Source organism: Streptomyces sp. NPDC051322 (assembly GCF_040689485.1).
GTDB lineage: Bacteria > Actinomycetota > Actinomycetes > Streptomycetales > Streptomycetaceae > Streptomyces.
Map to the genome: position 1 here is coordinate 454,842 of NZ_JBFBAK010000001.1, position 15,710 is coordinate 470,551.

Genomic DNA, 15,710 nt, shown 5'->3' on the forward strand with positions numbered 1-15,710 from the left:
CGTAAGCCCTGGGCTACCGCCATGACGGCGGCGCCCAGGGATTCCGTTACAGCACCGGCAGGCTCTTCCGCAGTTCGTAGGCGGTGACCTCGGAGCGGTACTCCTCCCACTCCTGCTTCTTGTTGCGCAGAAAGAAGTCGAAGACATGCTCGCCCAGCGTCTCGGCGACCAGCTCGCTGCGCTCCATCAGCGAGATCGCCTCGCCCAGGTTCTGCGGCAGCGGCTCGATGCCCATCGCGCGGCGCTCCCCGTCGGACAGGGCCCAGACGTCGTCGTCGGCGCCGGCCGGGAGCTCGTAGCCCTCCTCGATGCCCTTGAGACCCGCCGCGAGCAGCAGCGCGTACGTCAGGTAGGGGTTGGCGCCGGAGTCGATGGAGCGGACCTCGACCCGCGCCGAGCCGGTCTTGCCGGGCTTGTACATCGGGACGCGGATCAGCGCCGAGCGGTTGTTGTGGCCCCAGCAGATGTACGAGGGGGCCTCGCCGCCCGCACCCGCGCTGCGGGTCGAACCGCCCCAGATGCGCTTGTAGGAGTTGACCCACTGGTTGGTGACCGCGGAGATCTCGGCGGCGTGCTGCAGCAGGCCGGCGATGAAGGAGCGGCCGACCTTGGAAAGCTGGTACTCGGCGCCCGACTCGTAGAAGGCGTTGCGGTCGCCCTCGAAGAGGGAGAGGTGGGTGTGCATGCCGGAGCCGGGGTATTCGCTGAACGGCTTCGGCATGAAGGTGGCCTGGACGCCCTGCTCCAGCGCGACCTGCTTCATGACCAGGCGGAAGGTCATGATGTTGTCGGCGGTCGACAAAGCGTCGGCGTACCTGAGGTCGATCTCCTGCTGGCCGGGGGCGCCCTCGTGGTGGCTGAACTCGACCGAGATGCCCATCGATTCGAGCATGGTGATCGCCTGCCTGCGGAAGTCCATGCCGACGTTCTGCGGGGTGTGGTCGAAGTAGCCGGAGTTGTCCGCGGGGGTGGGGCGGGTGCCGTCGAGCGGCTTGTGCTTCAGGAGGTAGAACTCGATCTCGGGGTGGGTGTAGAAGGTGAATCCGAGATCCGACGTCTTGGCCAGGATCCGCTTCAGTACGTAGCGCGGGTCCGCGAAGGACGGGGAACCGTCCGGCATCAGGATGTCGCAGAACATCCGTGCCGAGCCGGGCGCCTCGGCGCGCCAGGGCAGGATCTGGAAGGTGCTGGGGTCCGGCTTGGCGATCATGTCGGACTCGTACACACGGGCGAAGCCCTCGATGGCGGAGCCGTCGAAGCCGATGCCTTCGTCGAAGGCCTGCTCCAGCTCGGCGGGGGCCACGGCGACCGATTTCAGGAACCCGAGGACGTCGGTGAACCACAGCCGTACGAAGCGGATGTCACGCTCCTCCAGCGTCCGGAGCACGAATTCCTGCTGTTTGTCCATGTCTACCGTCCTACCCATCCTTGCCGGTCAGTCACCTGCTCCCACGCCGCCGGAGACACCGGGGCTCATGAGCATCCCACCACACGATTTCAGGCATGTTGCGAACCTGCGTCCGAACATCTCCATTGTGCTGTGCATCGGGGCGGCAGGGCGCACGGGGCCGCGCTACCACCACGTCAGGCCACCGAGCAGCGCCGCACCGGCGACCAGCCACGCGACGTAGTCACCGATGTGACCGGAGTGCAGGCGGCGCAGCGGGGCCGCCCAGTCGCGGCCGGCCACCCGGTCGCTGCCGCGCTTGGAGCCTCGCACGGCGTACCCGGCGAGGGCGGCGGCGAGAGCCGTGGACAGCAGTCCGAGCAGCAGACCGGACGTCGTCCACGCCGGGTCGTGCGGTGCCTTGCCCGGCAGCGCCTCGTCCAGTGCGTGGCCGACGGAACGGGCGAAGCCGGGCACCAGACCGACCGTGAGCGCTGCGGCCAGCAGCAGGGAGGGGACGGCGAGCATGGTGTCCGGGACCCGGGCGAGCATCCCGCCGGTTTCCGGTTCCTCGGACTCGCCGCTGGTCTCGTACTGCTGGCTGTCGGTGAGCCGGGGACCGAGCCCGCCGAAGACCCGTGCGGCGACGCGCAGCACCGTGGCGCCGGTGACGGCCGAGACCAGGACGCAGACCACCGCGAGCGGTCCGCCTGCCGATTCCTCCAGCACCGCCTTGCCCAGCGCCGTACCGAACGGCGGCAGCCCGGCCAGCGCGAGCCCGCCGACTGTGAAGAGCGCGCCCACGATGGGCAGTTCCCGCCCACGCCCGTGCAGTTCGTGCTCGTCGATGGAGCCGTAACGGTCGAGGAGGATGCCGGCGCAGGCGAAGAGCGCCGCCTTCACCCCCGCGTGCCCGATCACGTACAGCGCGACGCCGCCGGCGCCCTCGGGGGTGAGCAGTCCGAGCCCGATGAGGAAGAGGCCGGTGTGCGCGACGGTCGAGAAGGCGAGCAGCCGCTTGATGTGGCGCTGTTGCCAGCACATGACCGCGCCGGTCAGCGCAGTCAGCACGCCCAGCGCGACCAGGGCGCGTTCGGCGTCGGCTGCTGGGATGCCGCCGCTGCCGCCGAAGACGGTCCAGTAGATCCGCCCGATGCCGTACACGCCGAGCTCCACCATCACGCCGGAGAGCAGCATGCAGACCGGGGTGGGCGCGACGGCGTGGGCGTCGGGGAGCCAGAAATGGAAGGGTACGGCGGCCGCTTTGACCAGCAGGCCGGTGAGGATCAGGACGAAAGCGGCGAGGACGAGTGCGTCCGGACCGCCCTGGGCGTCCAGGTGCCTGCCGATGGCGTGCATGCCGAGTTCGCCGGTGCGGGCGTAGAGCAGCACGATCCCGAGCAGGGTGGCGTAGGCCCCGAGGGAGTTGACGACACCGAAGGTCAGCCCGCCCTGAACGGCTTTCGCCGTCTCCACCCGGTAGCCGGTGAGTGCGTAGGCCACCACGCTCATCAGCTCGAAGAAGACGAACGCGTTGAAGAGGTCCCCGGTGAGGACGAATCCGCACATGCCGGCCTGGAAGACCAGGACCAGGGCGGGGAACGCCCCGGCGTGCCGCACCGGCGGCTCGTCGAAGTAACGCCAGGAGTAGGCCAGTACCGCCACCACCAGCAGGGAGACGAGCGCGGTGAGGCCGAGTGCGAGCGGGTCGCCGAGCAGGACGATGCCCACGCTCCGCCCGTGGTACGGGGTCCAGCCGCCGACCCATTCGGTGCCGGCGCCGTGCGGGTGCGCGAGGAGGAGGACGGCGAGCGCCGCGGTGCCCGCCGCGAAGGCGACCCCCACCGCCTCGCCGACGAGCCGCGGCACCCATCGGCCGGCGGCGACCAGCAGGGCGGCGCCGAGCAGCGGCAGGGCGACGATCAGCGGGAGCAGCTGCTGGGGATGGCTCATCCGCGCAGCTCGGAGAGTTCGTCGGGGTCGACCGTGCCGTGGCGTTTTTCGACCTGGATGACCAGCGCGAGCAGCAGCGCGGTGACGGTCGCGCCGACCACCACGTCGGTCAGGGTCAGTGCCTGCACGACGGGATCCACCACGGTGCGGGTGCCCGGCGTGACGTCGGAGAACACCGGGGCGGTGGAACGGTCGCGGTAGCCGACGGCCAGCAGCAGTACATAGGTGGCGGTCTGGCAGACGGCGAGGCAGCCGACCGCGTGGATGAGGTTGCGGCTGGTGGCGAGGCCGTAGACACCGATGAGGAAGATCCAGGCGGCGACCAGGTAGGGCAGTACGGACATCATTTCTCGTCGGCCTCCTCGATTTCCAGGGCCTGGTCCAGGAATCCGGCGAGCAGCACGACCACGGCGCAGGCGACCTCCATGCCGACGGCGGCGTTCAGCAGCGGGACGGTTCCGCCCGACGCGAGCATGTTGAACGTTCCGCGCGGCAGGAAGTCGGCGAGGAAGGACGTCCCCCAGAGCACCCCCGCGATGCCGAGGACCAGATAGGCACCCTCCCCCGCGGCGTCCCCCACCTTGAACACGTCCGTGGGGCGGATGCGCTCCAGCGCCGGGTAGTCCACCGCGATGTAGAGCAGGTGAAGGGCGGTCGCGGCGACCACGCCGCCCTGGAAGCCACCGCCTGGACTGAGCTGGCCGTGCGCGACGACGTACAGGCCGGTGAGCAGCGTGACGGGCAGGGCGATCAGCGCGTAGCGGCGGACCGGCGGCAGCACTGGGGCGGGTTCCGGTTGGTGCTGCCGTTCGTCGCGGGTCTGCCGCAGCAGTACGACGGTGCCCAGGACGGCGACGAAGAGGATGCTCTCCTCCCCCATGGTGTCGAAGGCCCGCTGGTCGAAGTTGACGGACGAGACGACGTTGGCGGTGTGCCGGGCCAGTGCGGCCCGGACGGCGCGTTCGCCGTACGGGTGGGAGGCGCCGCCGAAGTCCGGCAGCCGGAAGCAGGCCAGGGCGAGCAGCACGGCGAGTCCGGCGCCGCCGATGACCAGCACCCACATCCGGGTCCGGCGGGTCATCCGGCCCGCCCCTGCCGTCCGCTCCGTCCCGGCTGCTCTGGCTCGCCGGGCCGGCGCTTGCGCCGGGTCTTCCGTACCGAGAGGAGCAGCAGCAGCGGGGTCAGCGCAGAACCCACCGCCAGCTGGGAGAGCGCGACGTCCGGAGCCTGCAACACGGTGAACAGGACGGCGAGCGCGAGACCGAGTACCGACAGGACCAGTGCCTGCCGCGCCGGGTCGCGCACCAGTACGGCCGCGGTGGCGGCGACCGCGACCAGCAGCAGAGCGATGACGGTCACGGCGTCACTCATCGGGCACCATCTCCGGGATCGGGTCGTCCAGGGCGCGGGCGGCGACGACGTTTCCGGCGATCAGCAGCGCGCCGATCACCAGCAGCTTCACCATTCCCCTGCCGGGCCCGGTGGCCACGCAGAGCGGCAGCACGACCAGCAGCGTGGCCACCACGGCCGGCCAGGTGGTCCGGCTGCTGCGCGGCGGGTCTTCCGCCAGCTCGTCGGCGAGCAGCCGGGCGTACACCAGGGTGCCCACCGGGCCGAGCAGCGAGAGGACGAGCCCGAGGTCCACATAGGCAGTGCGGTGGTATCCCCGGGCGAGCAGCAGCAGCGCGAGGCAGGTCAGCAGGGTCGCCAGGTTCTGGGCGACGACCCGGCGGCGCACCGGGCCGGTGGCCACGCCCCACAGGGCGGGGCCGACTCCGCACAGCAGCAGTGCGGCGGCCGCCGCGAGCCAGCCGTTCACCGGTGCTTCACCGCCCTGCGGGCGCCGCAGGCGGCGGCCGCCGCGAACAGCGCGGCGGCCGCTCCGACCAGCACCTCCAGCGGGTCGACAGTGCTGATGAACATCAGCCACAGCACCATCAACGCCGCCCACCAGCCCAGCAGTTCGGCTGCGAGCGCATACCTGTGCGTCACGTTTCCACCTCCGCTCGCCCGTACCCGGGCAACAGTGCCGTACTCCTGGCATGATCTGAGCCCCTGCTTCGCTGGTACCCCGAAGGACGTAACCGATGGCCTCGCCGAAGAGCGCGAAGAACGATCCGAACGCGCAGCACGATCGCAGGCTCCGCATAGCGGAGTTGCGCCGAGCGGAGAAGTCGCGTGAACGCCGTGTCCGCGTCATCGCGATCACCGTGAGCCTGGTGGCGGTGGCCGGCCTGATCGGGTTCGGCACGTACATCGTCAGCAATCGGTCCGGCGGCGGCGCTTCGGACAGCAAGGCCGACGGCGGTACGGCCGCGGGTCCGATCAAGGGCGAGAAGGACTGGGACGTCAAGCAGCTGACCCGCAACCATGTCACCACGCCGGTCAGCTATCCGATGAAGCCGCCGGTGGGCGGGGATCACAACCCGGTGTGGATGAACTGCGACGGGGACGTCTACAAGAAGGCGATCCCCGACATGAACGCCGTGCACTCACTGGAGCACGGCTCGGTCTGGGTGACCTACACCGGCAAGGCCGCCGCGTCCGATGTGGCGAAACTCGGCGCGAAGGTGGCGAAGACGCCCTACTCCCTGATGAGTCCGTACCCGGGCCAGGCCGGGGCGATCATGCTGAGCGCCTGGGGCAAACAGCTGACGGTGGACGGCGCCGACGACCCGCGGGTGAACCAGTTCTTCACCAAGTACGTGCAGGGCCCGCAGACTCCGGAACCCGGTGCGGCGTGCACCGGCGGGCGGGACGGCTCATGACCCGCGGCACCCGGCTGACCGCCGTCACCGCCGCCGTTCTGGTGGTGCTGTGTGCGGCGGCCGCGACCATGGCCTTCACGATGGACGGCCGGAGCAGGCCGGCGGCGCGCACACCCACCGCGGACTCCCCGGACGCCGGTTTCGCCCGCGATATGTCGATTCATCACCAGCAGGCCGTGCAGATGTCGTTCATCGTCCGGGACCGCACGAAGAACGCCGACGTCCGCCGCCTGGCCTATGACATCGCCAACACCCAGGCCAACCAGCGCGGCATGATGATGGGCTGGCTCGATCTCTGGGGGCTGCCGGTGACCGAGGCGGGCACGCTGCCGATGCAGTGGATGGGTATGGCCGTGGAACCGTCGACCGACGGGGCCCTGATGCCGGGCATGGCGACCCGGGCGCAGCTGGCCGCACTGCGCCGGCTGAGCGGCCGACAGGCAGAGGTCCGCTACCTCCAGTTGATGACGGCCCATCACCAAGGCGGCATCCATATGGCGGAAGGATGCGTCCACCTGTGCAAGGTCCCCACGGAGCGGAAATTCGCGCAGGGAATGGTGACCTCCCAGCAGTCCGAAGTGCGGCTGATGTCCGACATGTTGAAGGCGCGAGGGGCTTCGTCGACCGCGGCCCCGGGGGCCGGTTCATGACCCTTCCTTGATCTTTTCTTGACGATCGAATACCCCTGGCATGCACAGTTCATGGGGCAAGGTGTGGCGTACACGCGTACCCGCGTACTCGCGACGAACCGCACCACAGGGGGTTCCATGAGATCCAGCCGCGCCACACTGCGCGCCGGCCTCAGCGTGGCAGCAACACTGCCTCTGCTGGCCGGCGCGCTGGCCCTGTCCACACCCAGCGCCAGCGCCGACAACGGCTCGGGCCGCCACCTACTGCAGGGCACCAAGCCGCTGTGGGCGACCGCACGGGCCGACCGCGGCGCCACCGCCGGCTCCGGCAAGGTCAGCGCGCGCGTCTATCTGGCCGGGCGCGACGCCCAGGGCCTGACGGCGTACGCCAAGGAGGTGTCGGACCCGCAGTCCGCTTCCTACGGGAAGTACCTGACGGCCCGCCAGGCGCAGGCCCGCTTCGGTGCGACGCCGGGGCAGATCAAGCAGGTCACCAGCTGGCTGAAGGCCTCCGGGCTGGAAGTCACCGGGACGAACCAGCACTACATCTCGGTCAGCGGTGCCGTGTCGGCCGCCGAGAAGGCCTTCTCCACCCAGCTGCACAATTACCGCAAGGGCAGCAGGACCTACCGGGCCCCGACGACGACGGCCTCCGCGCCCGGCTCGCTGCAGGACGCGGTGCTGACGGTCGTCGGCCTCGACAACGCCCCGCACTACGTCAAGCACGACGACACGCTGCCGCCGCCGGACGCGGTCTTCCGCAACGCGGGGCCGTTCTCCACGTACTACGGCTCCAACGTCAACCAGAAGCTGCCGAGCGTCGACGGGGTCAAGGCCCCGTACGCGATCAAGGGCTACACCGGCAAGCAGCTGCGTTCGGTCTACGGGGCGGGCAACAAGAGCGGCAAGGGCGTCACCGTCGCCATCACCGACGCCTACGCCTCGCCGACCATCGCCGACGACGCGAGCCGGTACGCCGCCAGGAACGGTGACGGCCACTACGGCGGCGGCCAGTTCTCGCAGGTCCTTCCCAGCGACTACACCGACACCGAGGCGTGCGGCGCGGCCGGCTGGTACGGCGAGGAGACGCTCGACGTCGAGGCGGTGCACGCGGTGGCACCGAAGGCGGACATCGTCTACGTCGGCGCGGCGTCCTGCAACGACAACGCGCTGCTCGACTCGCTCGGCAAGATCGTCGACAACCGGCTCGCCGACATCGTCTCCAACTCCTGGGGCGACATCGAGGCCAACGAGACCCCGGCCGTCGCCGCCGCTTACGACCAGGTCTTCCAGCTGGGCGCCATCGAGGGCATCGGCTTCTACTTCTCCTCCGGCGACAACGGTGACGAGGTCGCCAACACCGGTACGAAGCAGGTCGACACCCCGGCCAACTCCGCCTGGGTGACGGCGGTCGGCGGCACCTCGCTGGCTGTCGGCAAGCACGACGACTACCAGTGGGAGACCGGCTGGGGCACGCTGAAGGCGAGCCTCGCGGCCGACGGCAAGAGCTGGGCCGGCTACCCCGGCCCGTACACCAGCGGCGCGGGCGGCGGCACCAGCAAGACCGTGGCGCAGCCGTTCTACCAGCGCCATGTCGTCCCGTCGGAGCTCTCGAAGGCCAACGGCGGCAAGGCCATGCGCACCGTGCCGGACATCGCCGCGGTCGCCGACCCGACCACCGGTTTCCTGGTCGGACAGACCCAGACCTTCCCCGACGGTTCGCAGCAGTACAGCGAGTACCGCATCGGCGGCACCTCGCTGGCGGCTCCGGTCATCGCAGGTGTGCAGGCGCTGGCGCAGCAGGGGCGGTACGGCATCCCGATCGGGTTCGCCAACCCGTCGATCTACGCCCGCTCCGGCAGCCGGCTCTTCCACGACGTCACCGACCAGCCGCGGGGCGTCCACCACGACCTCGCGAACGTGCGGGTCGACTACGCGAACTCCTTCGACGCGTCCGACGGACTGCTGACGTCGCTGCGCAGCATCGGCCACGATTCCTCGCTGGCCGCGACCAGGGGATACGACGTGGTGACGGGTGTCGGCTCGCCGGCCCCGGGCTACGTGGCGTCGTACGACCTGTTCCACCGGTAAGCCTCCGCTTCCGCGGGAGCCGATCAGGCCCGCCGCCCCGTCCCCGCCGGATCATCCGGTGGGGGCGGGGCGGCACTGTGTCGCAGGAGACAGGCCGAGGGACCGTCCGCAAAGACATCGCGTCAGACAGACGATTACACTGGGCGGCGTGCCTCAACTACGCCTCGCACTGAATCAGATCGACTCGACCGTCGGTGACCTCGCCGGGAACACCGAGGCGATCGTCCACTGGACCCGGCACTCCATCGAGCAGGGCGCGCATCTGGTGGCGTTCCCCGAGATGGTGCTGACCGGCTACCCCGTCGAGGACCTCGCCCTGCGGTCGTCCTTCGTCGACGCCTCCCGGGCCACGCTGCGCGCGCTCGCGGTGCGGCTGGCCGACGAGGGGTTCGGGGAGGTCCCCGTCGTCGTCGGCTACCTGGACCGCACCGAGCAGGCGCAGCCCCGCTACGGGCAGCCGGCCGGCGCGCCGCGCAACGCCGGGGCGGTGCTGCACCGCGGGGAGGTCGCGCTGACCTTCTCGAAGCACCACCTGCCGAACTACGGCGTCTTCGACGAGTTCCGCTACTTCGTCCCCGGCGAGACCCTGCCGATGGTCCGGGTGCACGGCGTCGATGTGGCGCTCGCCATCTGCGAGGACCTCTGGCAGGACGGCGGCCGGGTGCCGGCCACCCGTTCCGCCGGGGCGGGGCTGCTGATCTCCATCAACGCCTCGCCGTACGAACGGAACAAGGACGACCAGCGTCTGGAGCTGGTCCGCAAGCGGGCCCAGGAGGCCGGCTGCACCACCGCGTATGTGGCGATGACCGGCGGCCAGGACGAGCTGGTCTTCGACGGTGACTCGATCGTCGTCGACAAGGGCGGCGAAGTGATCGCCCGCGCCCCGCAGTTCACCGAGGGCTGTGTGGTGCTCGACCTGGAGCTGCCCGCCGCGGGTCCGGTGCCGTCCGGGGTGGTCGACGACGGGCTGCGGATCGAGCACGTCACCCTCTCCGGCGAGCCGCTGCCCGCCTACCCCGCCGAGGTGACCGGCGGATACGCCGACCGGCTGGAGGCCGACGAGGAGCTCTACACCGCGCTGGTCGTCGGACTGCGCGCGTATGCCGCCAAGAACGGCTTCGGCTCGGTGCTGATCGGGCTCTCCGGCGGCATCGACTCCGCGCTGGTGGCCGCCATCGCGTGCGACGCGCTCGGCGCGAAGAACGTGTACGGCGTGTCGATGCCCTCCAAGTACTCCTCGGAGCACTCCAAGGACGACGCGGCCGAGTTGGCCAGGCGCACCGGACTCAACTACCGGACCGTGGCGATCGAGCCGATGTTCGACGCGTACATGGGGTCGCTGGCGCTCACCGGCCTCGCCGAGGAGAACCTGCAGTCGCGGCTGCGCGGCACGACCCTGATGGCCCTCTCCAACCAGGAGGGCCAGATCGTGCTCGCGCCGGGCAACAAGTCCGAACTCGCGGTGGGTTACTCCACGTTGTACGGCGACTCGGTCGGGGCTTACGGGCCGATCAAGGACGTGTACAAGACGGCGATCTTCCGGCTCGCCGAATGGCGCAACCGGGCCGCCCGGGAGCGGGGACAGACCCCGCCCATCCCGGAGAACTCCATCACCAAGCCGCCGAGCGCCGAACTGCGTCCCGGCCAGGTGGACACCGACTCGCTGCCCGACTACGAGGTGCTCGACGCGATCCTGGCGATGTACGTGGACGCGGACCAGGGCCGGGACGCCATCGTCGCGGCCGGGTACGACGGTGATCTGGTGACGAAGACGCTGCGGATGGTGGACACCGCCGAGTACAAGCGTCGTCAGTACCCGCCGGGCACCAAGATCTCGGCCAAGGGGTTCGGCAAGGACCGGCGGCTGCCGATCACGAACCGCTGGCGCGAGACGAGCTGAGTTCCCGCTCCGCCCGGGGGCCTTCCGCGACCACGCGGGAGGCCCCCTTCGGCGTACCTCGGTCCAGCAGACCCGCGGTCACCGCGATGGCCAGGCCCACCACCGCGAGCACCGCGCCGACCAGCGCGGGGGACATCCAGCCCCAGCCGGCGGCGATGGCCACCCCGCCGAGCCAGGCGCCGCCGGCGTTGGCCAGGTTGAAGGCGGAGTGGTTGGACGCGGAGGCCAGGGTCGGGGCGGACCGCGCCTTGTTCATCACCAGCATCTGCAGAGGCGTGGTGGTCATGAAGCCGACCGCGCCCAGGATCACCACGGTGACCAGGGCGGCCCACTTCACATGGACGGTGAAGTCGAAGGCGACCAGCACCAGGGCCAGCGCCCCGAGCGAGCCGTACAGGGTGGGCCGCAGCGCACGGTCGGTGAGCGGTCCGGCGGCCAGCGCGCCCAGGGTCATTCCGATACCGAAGAGTGCGAGCACCACGGTCACCGAGGACTCGGAGAAGCCCATCACCTGGGTGGTGATCGATGCCAGATAGCTGTACACGGCGAAGACGCCGGCGAAGCCGAACACGGCGGTGAGCAGGCCGAGCAGGACCTGCCGGTTGCCCAGCGCGCGGAGCTCCCGGCCGACGCCCTGCTGTGCGTCGACCGGCAGGTCGGGGATGAGCCTGGCCAGCGCGGCCACGGCGAGCACCCCGATGGCTCCGACGACGAGGAAGGTGGCCCGCCAGCCGAGATGCTGGCCGAGCAGCGTCGCGGCCGGCACGCCGACGATGTTGGCGACGGTCAGTCCGAGGAACATGGTGGCGACGGCGCGGGCCCGCCTGCCGTCCTCGACCAGCCGGGAGGCGACGACGGCGCCGACCCCGAAGAAGGCACCGTGCGGCAGCCCGGCGAGCACCCTGCCCGCCAGCAGCCAGCCGAAGCCGGGGGCGAAGGCGGAAGCCAGATTGCCGATGGTGAAGAGGCCCATCAGCAGCAGGAGCATGCGCTTGCGCGGGATGCGCGAGCCCAGGGCGGTGAGCAGCGGGGCCCCGATGACCACGCCGATCGCATAGGCGGAGACGAGATAGCCGGCCGTGGGCACCGACGTACCCAGATCGTCGGCGACGTTGGGCAGCAGGCCCATCATCACGAACTCGGTGGTACCGATGCCGAAGGCGGAGATGGCCAGCGCGAGCAGGGCCAGTGGCATGAAGAGACTTCTCCTACGTGGGTGGTGAGGGCGGACACCAGCGTATGTTCTCTGGCGGAACAAATTATCCGGCCCTTACTGTTCCGCCAGGTGAACGCCCTGTTGCGTGAGAGAGATCTCAGTCCTTACGGGAGAATTTCAGAGCTGCGGGAGAATTTCAGAGCTTCAGACGGGCCGCGATCGGCAGGTGGTCGCTGGAGGTCCTCGGCAGCGTCCAGGAGGAGACCGGCTCGGCGCCCTTGACCATGATCTGGTCGATGCGCGCCATCGGGAAGGCGGCCGGCCAGCTGAAGCCGAAGCCGTCGCCCGCCGCGCCCTGGGTGGAGCGCATCTGGGCGGTCACCGCATTGAGCGAACGGTCGTTCATCGTGCCGTTGAGGTCCCCGAGCAGCACCACGTCGGGCAGTGGCTCATGGGCGATCGCCTCGCCCAGCGCATCCGCGCTCTCGTCCCGCTGGGACGCGGTGAACCCGGCGTTGAGCTTGACCCGCACCGACGGCAGATGGGCGACGTAGACGGCGATCTTCCCGTGCGGCGTGGTCACCGTGGACCGCATCGCCCGCACCCAGCCGAGCCGGATGTCGACCGGTTGGGTGCCGCTCAGCGGGTACTTGCTCCAGAGCCCGACGGTGCCCTGCACCGAGTGGTACGGGTACGTGGACGCCAGCGCCTTGGTGTACGTGGACACCTGGCCGGGGGCCAACTCCTCCAGGGCGAGCACGTCGGCGCCCTGCGCGGCCACCTCCTTGGCGGTGCCCACCGGGTCCCGGTTCTGCGCGTTGACGTTGTGGGTGGCCACCATGAGATCGGACCCGCCGCTGCCCGCTTTGCCGGTGACCAGCCCACCGAAGAGATTCAGCCAGACCACCGTCGGCAGCAGCAGGACGATCAGCGCGGTCGCCGAGCGGCGCAGCAGGGCGAGGACCAGCAGCACCGGAATGCCCACGCCCAGCCAGGGCAGGAAGGTCTCGATCAGGCTGCCGAGGTTGCCGACCCGGTTGGGGATCTGCGCGTGGACCACCATCGTCAGAGCGATCAGCGCGGCCACCGCGGCGAGCACGATGCCGCGCCGCCAGATCCCCCGGTCGCCCCGCCATCGTCCACCGAACAGGCGCCGCACACCGGACCCGGAATGCTCGGCCCCCGAGCTGCCGTGTTCCGTGTCCGTCATGTGCGCCTGCGCCATACCGCTGCCCTCGCTGCCTTACCGAGCCCCGCCGTTCCGCCCTTGACACTAGGGGATCGCCGGGATCTTTCCTGCCGTGGTGACACGGTCCGTACAGTCACCAGGACGTGAGCTGCGCGGCTGCGGGTTCCGGCTGTGACAGAACGCGGACGTCAGCCGCGGGGCCCCGGCTGCCGGGACGGTCCGAGCCCCGTCAGTACGGCGTCCACCACATGCTCGGCGAGATCGCCGTCGAGTACGCCGTCCGGGCGCAGCACCGCGCGCAGCAGCACCGGCCCGACGAAGAGGTCATTGATCAGCTCGGCGTCCAGATCGGACCGGATCAGCCCCTCGGCGATGCCCCGGCGCACGATGGCCATGCCCGTCCGGCGGCGGCCCTCGACCACGTTGGCGTGGTAGGCGGCCCAGAGCTTCGGATAGTTCTGCATCTGCGCGAAGACGTTGTGCAGCAGGGCCGATGAGCGCTTGGCCAGACCCCGCTGCCGCAGCGATTCGAGCATGGCGACCAGATCGTCGCGTACCGATGTGCCCGGCAGTTCCGGATCGGTGGGCTCGACGTCCTTGAGTACGTCGAGGAAGAGCTCCTCCTTGCCCTTCCAGCGGCGGTAGATGGTCGCCTTGCCGACACCCGCCGTCCGGGCAATGCGCTCGATGGACAGATCGGCGAGCGAGGCGCCCTCCTCCAGCAGCTGCACCACGGCTTCGGTGATCGACCGCTCGGCCGCCTCGGAGCGCGGCCTGCCGCGCCGCTGCTCCGCTGGTGGGTTCTGCCGTTGCGTCGAGGTCACGCTCGCCCCGCCTTTCATCACGCTGCTGGTCCCGGACCTGCCGATCGGTTTCCCGCCCGATCAGTCCGTGCCGACGGTGGCCGACTCGGGTACAGCATCGGTCGGCCCCGCCTCGGATCGCCCGGCGGGGGGTTTGCCCGGCAGAAAGATCACCACGACGATCGCGCCGAGCAGCGCGACACCCGCCGAACCGATGGCCGTCAGGTGCATGGCGTGCAGGAAGGCGTGGTCGGCCTGCCCCGCGAGCGTACGACCGGCCGGGCCGAGCTTGCCCGCGATGCCCAGGGTGGCCTCGATGGACTCCCCCGCTGCCTTCCGGGCGCCCGGCGGCACCGCGCCGAGGTGGTCCTGGATGCCGGTGCGGTACGCGGCGGAGAGCACCGAACCCAGGACGGCGACGCCCAGCGCCCCGCCCACCTGCCGGAAGGTGTTGTTGATCGCGGAGCCCGAACCGGCCTTCTCCCGCGGCAGCGACTGCATGATCGAGACGGTGACCGGCGGCATGATGTGCGCCATCCCGGTGCCCATCACGAAGAACACCACTTCCAGGGTCCACACCGGGGTGTCGGCGCCGAAGAAGGCGAACGCCCCCAGCCCGCCGGCCACCAGGACCATGCCGACGGTGCAGACGGCGCGGGCTCCGAACCGCTCCACGACCAGCCTGGCCCGCGGCGAGAAGATCATCTGGGCCGCGGCCAGCGGCAGCAGCAGCAGACCCGACTGCAGGGCGGTGTAGCCGCGGACGCTCTGCATGTAGAAGGCGGAGAAGAAGGTGACGCCCATCAGCGCGAAGAAGACCAGCGCGATGGCGGCGACGGCCGCCGAGAACGCCGGGTTCTTGAAGTGGCCGACATCGATGGCCGGATGGTCGCTGCGCTTCTCGTAGAGCACGAAGCCGATCAGCACCGCGACGCCGCCGAGCGACGTCAGCAACACGGACGGCGCGGTGAAGTCGGCCAGCTCGCCGCCGCGGATGATCCCGTAGACCAGCAGCACCAGACCGACCACGGAGAGGCCCACCCCGACCGGGTCGACGTGCCCGGGCGCGGGGTCCTTCGAGTCGGGCACCAGCAGCACCATCGCTATCAGTGCGACGGCGACCACGGGCACGTTGACCAGGAAGACCGAGCCCCACCAGAAGTGCTCGAGCAGCAGGCCACCGGTGATCGGGCCGATCGCGATCGCCAAACCCACACCGCCCGCCCAGATGCCGATGGCCTTGGGCTGCTCCTCGCGCTCGAAGACGTTCATCAGCACGGCGAGGGTGGCGGGCATCACGAACGCCCCGCCCAGCCCCATCACCGCGCGGAAGGCGATGAGCTCGGCCGGTGAGGACGAGAAGGCCGCGAGCACCGAGCCGACGCCGAAGACGGCGAGGCCGAAGAGCAGCACCTTCTTGCGGCCGACACGGTCCCCGAGCAGGCCCGCGGTGAAGAGCAGGCCGGCGAAGACGAGCGTGTACGCGTTGATCGCCCATTCGAGCTGGCTCTGTGTCGCGCCCAGTCCCTCGGGCTTGGGACTGGCGATCGTCTTGACCGCGACATTCAGGATGGAGTTGTCCAGCACCACGATCAGCAGGCTGAGCATCAGCGTGGACAAAATCGCCCAGCGGCGGCGGTGCACGGTCTCGGGTATGCGGGGCGCTGCGGGTGCCCCCGTCGGATTGGCCATGGGTGCAGCTTAGGGCAATTTCGATACGGCACCGTCTCGTATCGTAAAGATTTTACCCGGGGTGACCCGGCCCGCAGGCCCCCCAACTTCCGTGAACCGGTATGTGATGCCACCATGGAAGCGATCCGGGGACGCCGTCAGG

15 protein-coding genes are annotated in these 15,710 nt (G+C 70.1%); 4 read left to right on the forward strand and 11 right to left on the reverse strand.

The annotated features are described in order from the left end of the window. Positions 1 to 46: 46 nt before the first annotated feature. The 7 genes from AB0436_RS02040 to AB0436_RS02070 all read right to left on the reverse strand — a co-directional run bounded on the left by AB0436_RS02040 (position 47) and on the right by AB0436_RS02070 (position 5,332). Entirely contained in the window at positions 47 to 1,408 is a 1,362-nt protein-coding gene (locus tag AB0436_RS02040) for a glutamine synthetase family protein (RefSeq protein ID WP_365857795.1), read from the reverse strand. 165 nt (positions 1,409 to 1,573) lie between these two features. After that, on the reverse strand, positions 1,574 to 3,340 hold the full coding sequence (locus tag AB0436_RS02045) for a complex I subunit 5 family protein (RefSeq protein WP_366465691.1): 1,767 nt from the start codon (positions 3,338 to 3,340) through the stop codon (positions 1,574 to 1,576). Further along, positions 3,337 to 3,687 (reverse strand): sodium:proton antiporter, encoded by a 351-nt coding sequence (locus AB0436_RS02050; protein WP_366465692.1) that lies wholly within the window; start codon positions 3,685 to 3,687, stop codon positions 3,337 to 3,339. The genes AB0436_RS02045 and AB0436_RS02050 overlap by 4 nt, the downstream gene beginning before the upstream one ends. After that, on the reverse strand, positions 3,684 to 4,421 hold the full coding sequence (mbhE, locus tag AB0436_RS02055) for a hydrogen gas-evolving membrane-bound hydrogenase subunit E (protein ID WP_366465693.1): 738 nt from the start codon (positions 4,419 to 4,421) through the stop codon (positions 3,684 to 3,686). Before mbhE ends, AB0436_RS02050 begins: the two co-directional genes overlap by 4 nt. Then, positions 4,418 to 4,711, reverse strand: coding sequence for a DUF4040 domain-containing protein (locus AB0436_RS02060; RefSeq protein WP_366465694.1), 294 nt, complete (start codon positions 4,709 to 4,711; stop codon positions 4,418 to 4,420). Before AB0436_RS02060 ends, mbhE begins: the two co-directional genes overlap by 4 nt. After that, positions 4,704 to 5,159: a monovalent cation/H+ antiporter complex subunit F gene (locus tag AB0436_RS02065; RefSeq protein ID WP_366465695.1), complete on the reverse strand. Its 456-nt coding sequence runs from the start codon at positions 5,157 to 5,159 to the stop codon at positions 4,704 to 4,706. The genes AB0436_RS02060 and AB0436_RS02065 overlap by 8 nt, the downstream gene beginning before the upstream one ends. Next, on the reverse strand, positions 5,156 to 5,332 hold the full coding sequence (locus tag AB0436_RS02070; protein WP_366466150.1) for a hypothetical protein: 177 nt from the start codon (positions 5,330 to 5,332) through the stop codon (positions 5,156 to 5,158). The genes AB0436_RS02065 and AB0436_RS02070 overlap by 4 nt, the downstream gene beginning before the upstream one ends. A 95-nt stretch (positions 5,333 to 5,427) precedes the next feature. Between AB0436_RS02070 and AB0436_RS02075 the strand changes: the two genes are divergently transcribed. The 4 genes from AB0436_RS02075 (at position 5,428) to AB0436_RS02090 (ending at position 10,728) form a co-directional block, all read left to right on the forward strand. Continuing rightward, a complete protein-coding gene (locus tag AB0436_RS02075) occupies positions 5,428 to 6,108 on the forward strand; it encodes a DUF3105 domain-containing protein (protein WP_366465696.1) in 681 nt (226 codons plus the stop codon). After that, positions 6,105 to 6,758, forward strand: coding sequence for a DUF305 domain-containing protein (locus AB0436_RS02080; protein ID WP_366465697.1), 654 nt, complete (start codon positions 6,105 to 6,107; stop codon positions 6,756 to 6,758). The genes AB0436_RS02075 and AB0436_RS02080 overlap by 4 nt, the downstream gene beginning before the upstream one ends. Before the next feature lie 117 nt (positions 6,759 to 6,875). Next, positions 6,876 to 8,828 carry a S53 family peptidase gene (locus AB0436_RS02085; RefSeq protein WP_366465698.1) on the forward strand — a complete coding sequence of 651 codons (1,953 nt, stop codon included), beginning with the start codon at positions 6,876 to 6,878 and terminating at the stop codon, positions 8,826 to 8,828. A gap of 148 nt (positions 8,829 to 8,976) precedes the next feature. After that, positions 8,977 to 10,728, forward strand: a complete 1,752-nt coding sequence (locus tag AB0436_RS02090) for an NAD+ synthase (RefSeq protein WP_366465699.1) — start codon at positions 8,977 to 8,979, stop codon at positions 10,726 to 10,728. Here AB0436_RS02090 and AB0436_RS02095 read toward each other — a convergent pair. From AB0436_RS02095 to AB0436_RS02110, 4 genes are all read right to left on the reverse strand, one after another. Further along, the gene (locus tag AB0436_RS02095) at positions 10,700 to 11,923 is read right to left on the reverse strand and encodes an MFS transporter (RefSeq protein ID WP_366465700.1); all 1,224 of its coding nucleotides are present in this window, start codon (positions 11,921 to 11,923) and stop codon (positions 10,700 to 10,702) included. The two genes, AB0436_RS02090 and AB0436_RS02095, sit on opposite strands and share 29 nt — an antisense overlap. Before the next feature lie 157 nt (positions 11,924 to 12,080). Beyond that, positions 12,081 to 13,109 carry an endonuclease/exonuclease/phosphatase family protein gene (locus AB0436_RS02100; RefSeq protein ID WP_366465701.1) on the reverse strand — a complete coding sequence of 343 codons (1,029 nt, stop codon included), beginning with the start codon at positions 13,107 to 13,109 and terminating at the stop codon, positions 12,081 to 12,083. A 152-nt stretch (positions 13,110 to 13,261) separates the two neighbouring features. After that, positions 13,262 to 13,897, reverse strand: coding sequence for a TetR/AcrR family transcriptional regulator (locus AB0436_RS02105; RefSeq protein ID WP_366465702.1), 636 nt, complete (start codon positions 13,895 to 13,897; stop codon positions 13,262 to 13,264). A 60-nt stretch (positions 13,898 to 13,957) separates the two neighbouring features. Next, entirely contained in the window at positions 13,958 to 15,568 is a 1,611-nt protein-coding gene (locus tag AB0436_RS02110; RefSeq protein ID WP_366465703.1) for an MFS transporter, read from the reverse strand. Between the last annotated feature and the right edge of the window lie 142 nt (positions 15,569 to 15,710).

Bases quoted from the DNA above. Each gene is read 5' to 3' on its own strand.
- AB0436_RS02040 (WP_365857795.1), bottom strand. From the start codon at position 1,408: ATGGACAAACAGCAGGAATTCGTGCTCCGGACGCTGGAGGAGCGTGAC.
- AB0436_RS02045 (WP_366465691.1), bottom strand. From the start codon at position 3,340: ATGAGCCATCCCCAGCAGCTGCTCCCGCTGATCGTCGCCCTGCCGCTG.
- AB0436_RS02050 (WP_366465692.1), bottom strand. From the start codon at position 3,687: ATGATGTCCGTACTGCCCTACCTGGTCGCCGCCTGGATCTTCCTCATC.
- mbhE (WP_366465693.1), bottom strand. From the start codon at position 4,421: ATGACCCGCCGGACCCGGATGTGGGTGCTGGTCATCGGCGGCGCCGGA.
- AB0436_RS02060 (WP_366465694.1), bottom strand. From the start codon at position 4,711: ATGAGTGACGCCGTGACCGTCATCGCTCTGCTGCTGGTCGCGGTCGCC.
- AB0436_RS02075 (WP_366465696.1), top strand. From the start codon at position 5,428: ATGGCCTCGCCGAAGAGCGCGAAGAACGATCCGAACGCGCAGCACGAT.
- AB0436_RS02080 (WP_366465697.1), top strand. From the start codon at position 6,105: ATGACCCGCGGCACCCGGCTGACCGCCGTCACCGCCGCCGTTCTGGTG.
- AB0436_RS02085 (WP_366465698.1), top strand. From the start codon at position 6,876: ATGAGATCCAGCCGCGCCACACTGCGCGCCGGCCTCAGCGTGGCAGCA.
- AB0436_RS02095 (WP_366465700.1), bottom strand. From the start codon at position 11,923: ATGCCACTGGCCCTGCTCGCGCTGGCCATCTCCGCCTTCGGCATCGGT.
- AB0436_RS02100 (WP_366465701.1), bottom strand. From the start codon at position 13,109: ATGGCGCAGGCGCACATGACGGACACGGAACACGGCAGCTCGGGGGCC.
- AB0436_RS02110 (WP_366465703.1), bottom strand. From the start codon at position 15,568: ATGGCCAATCCGACGGGGGCACCCGCAGCGCCCCGCATACCCGAGACC.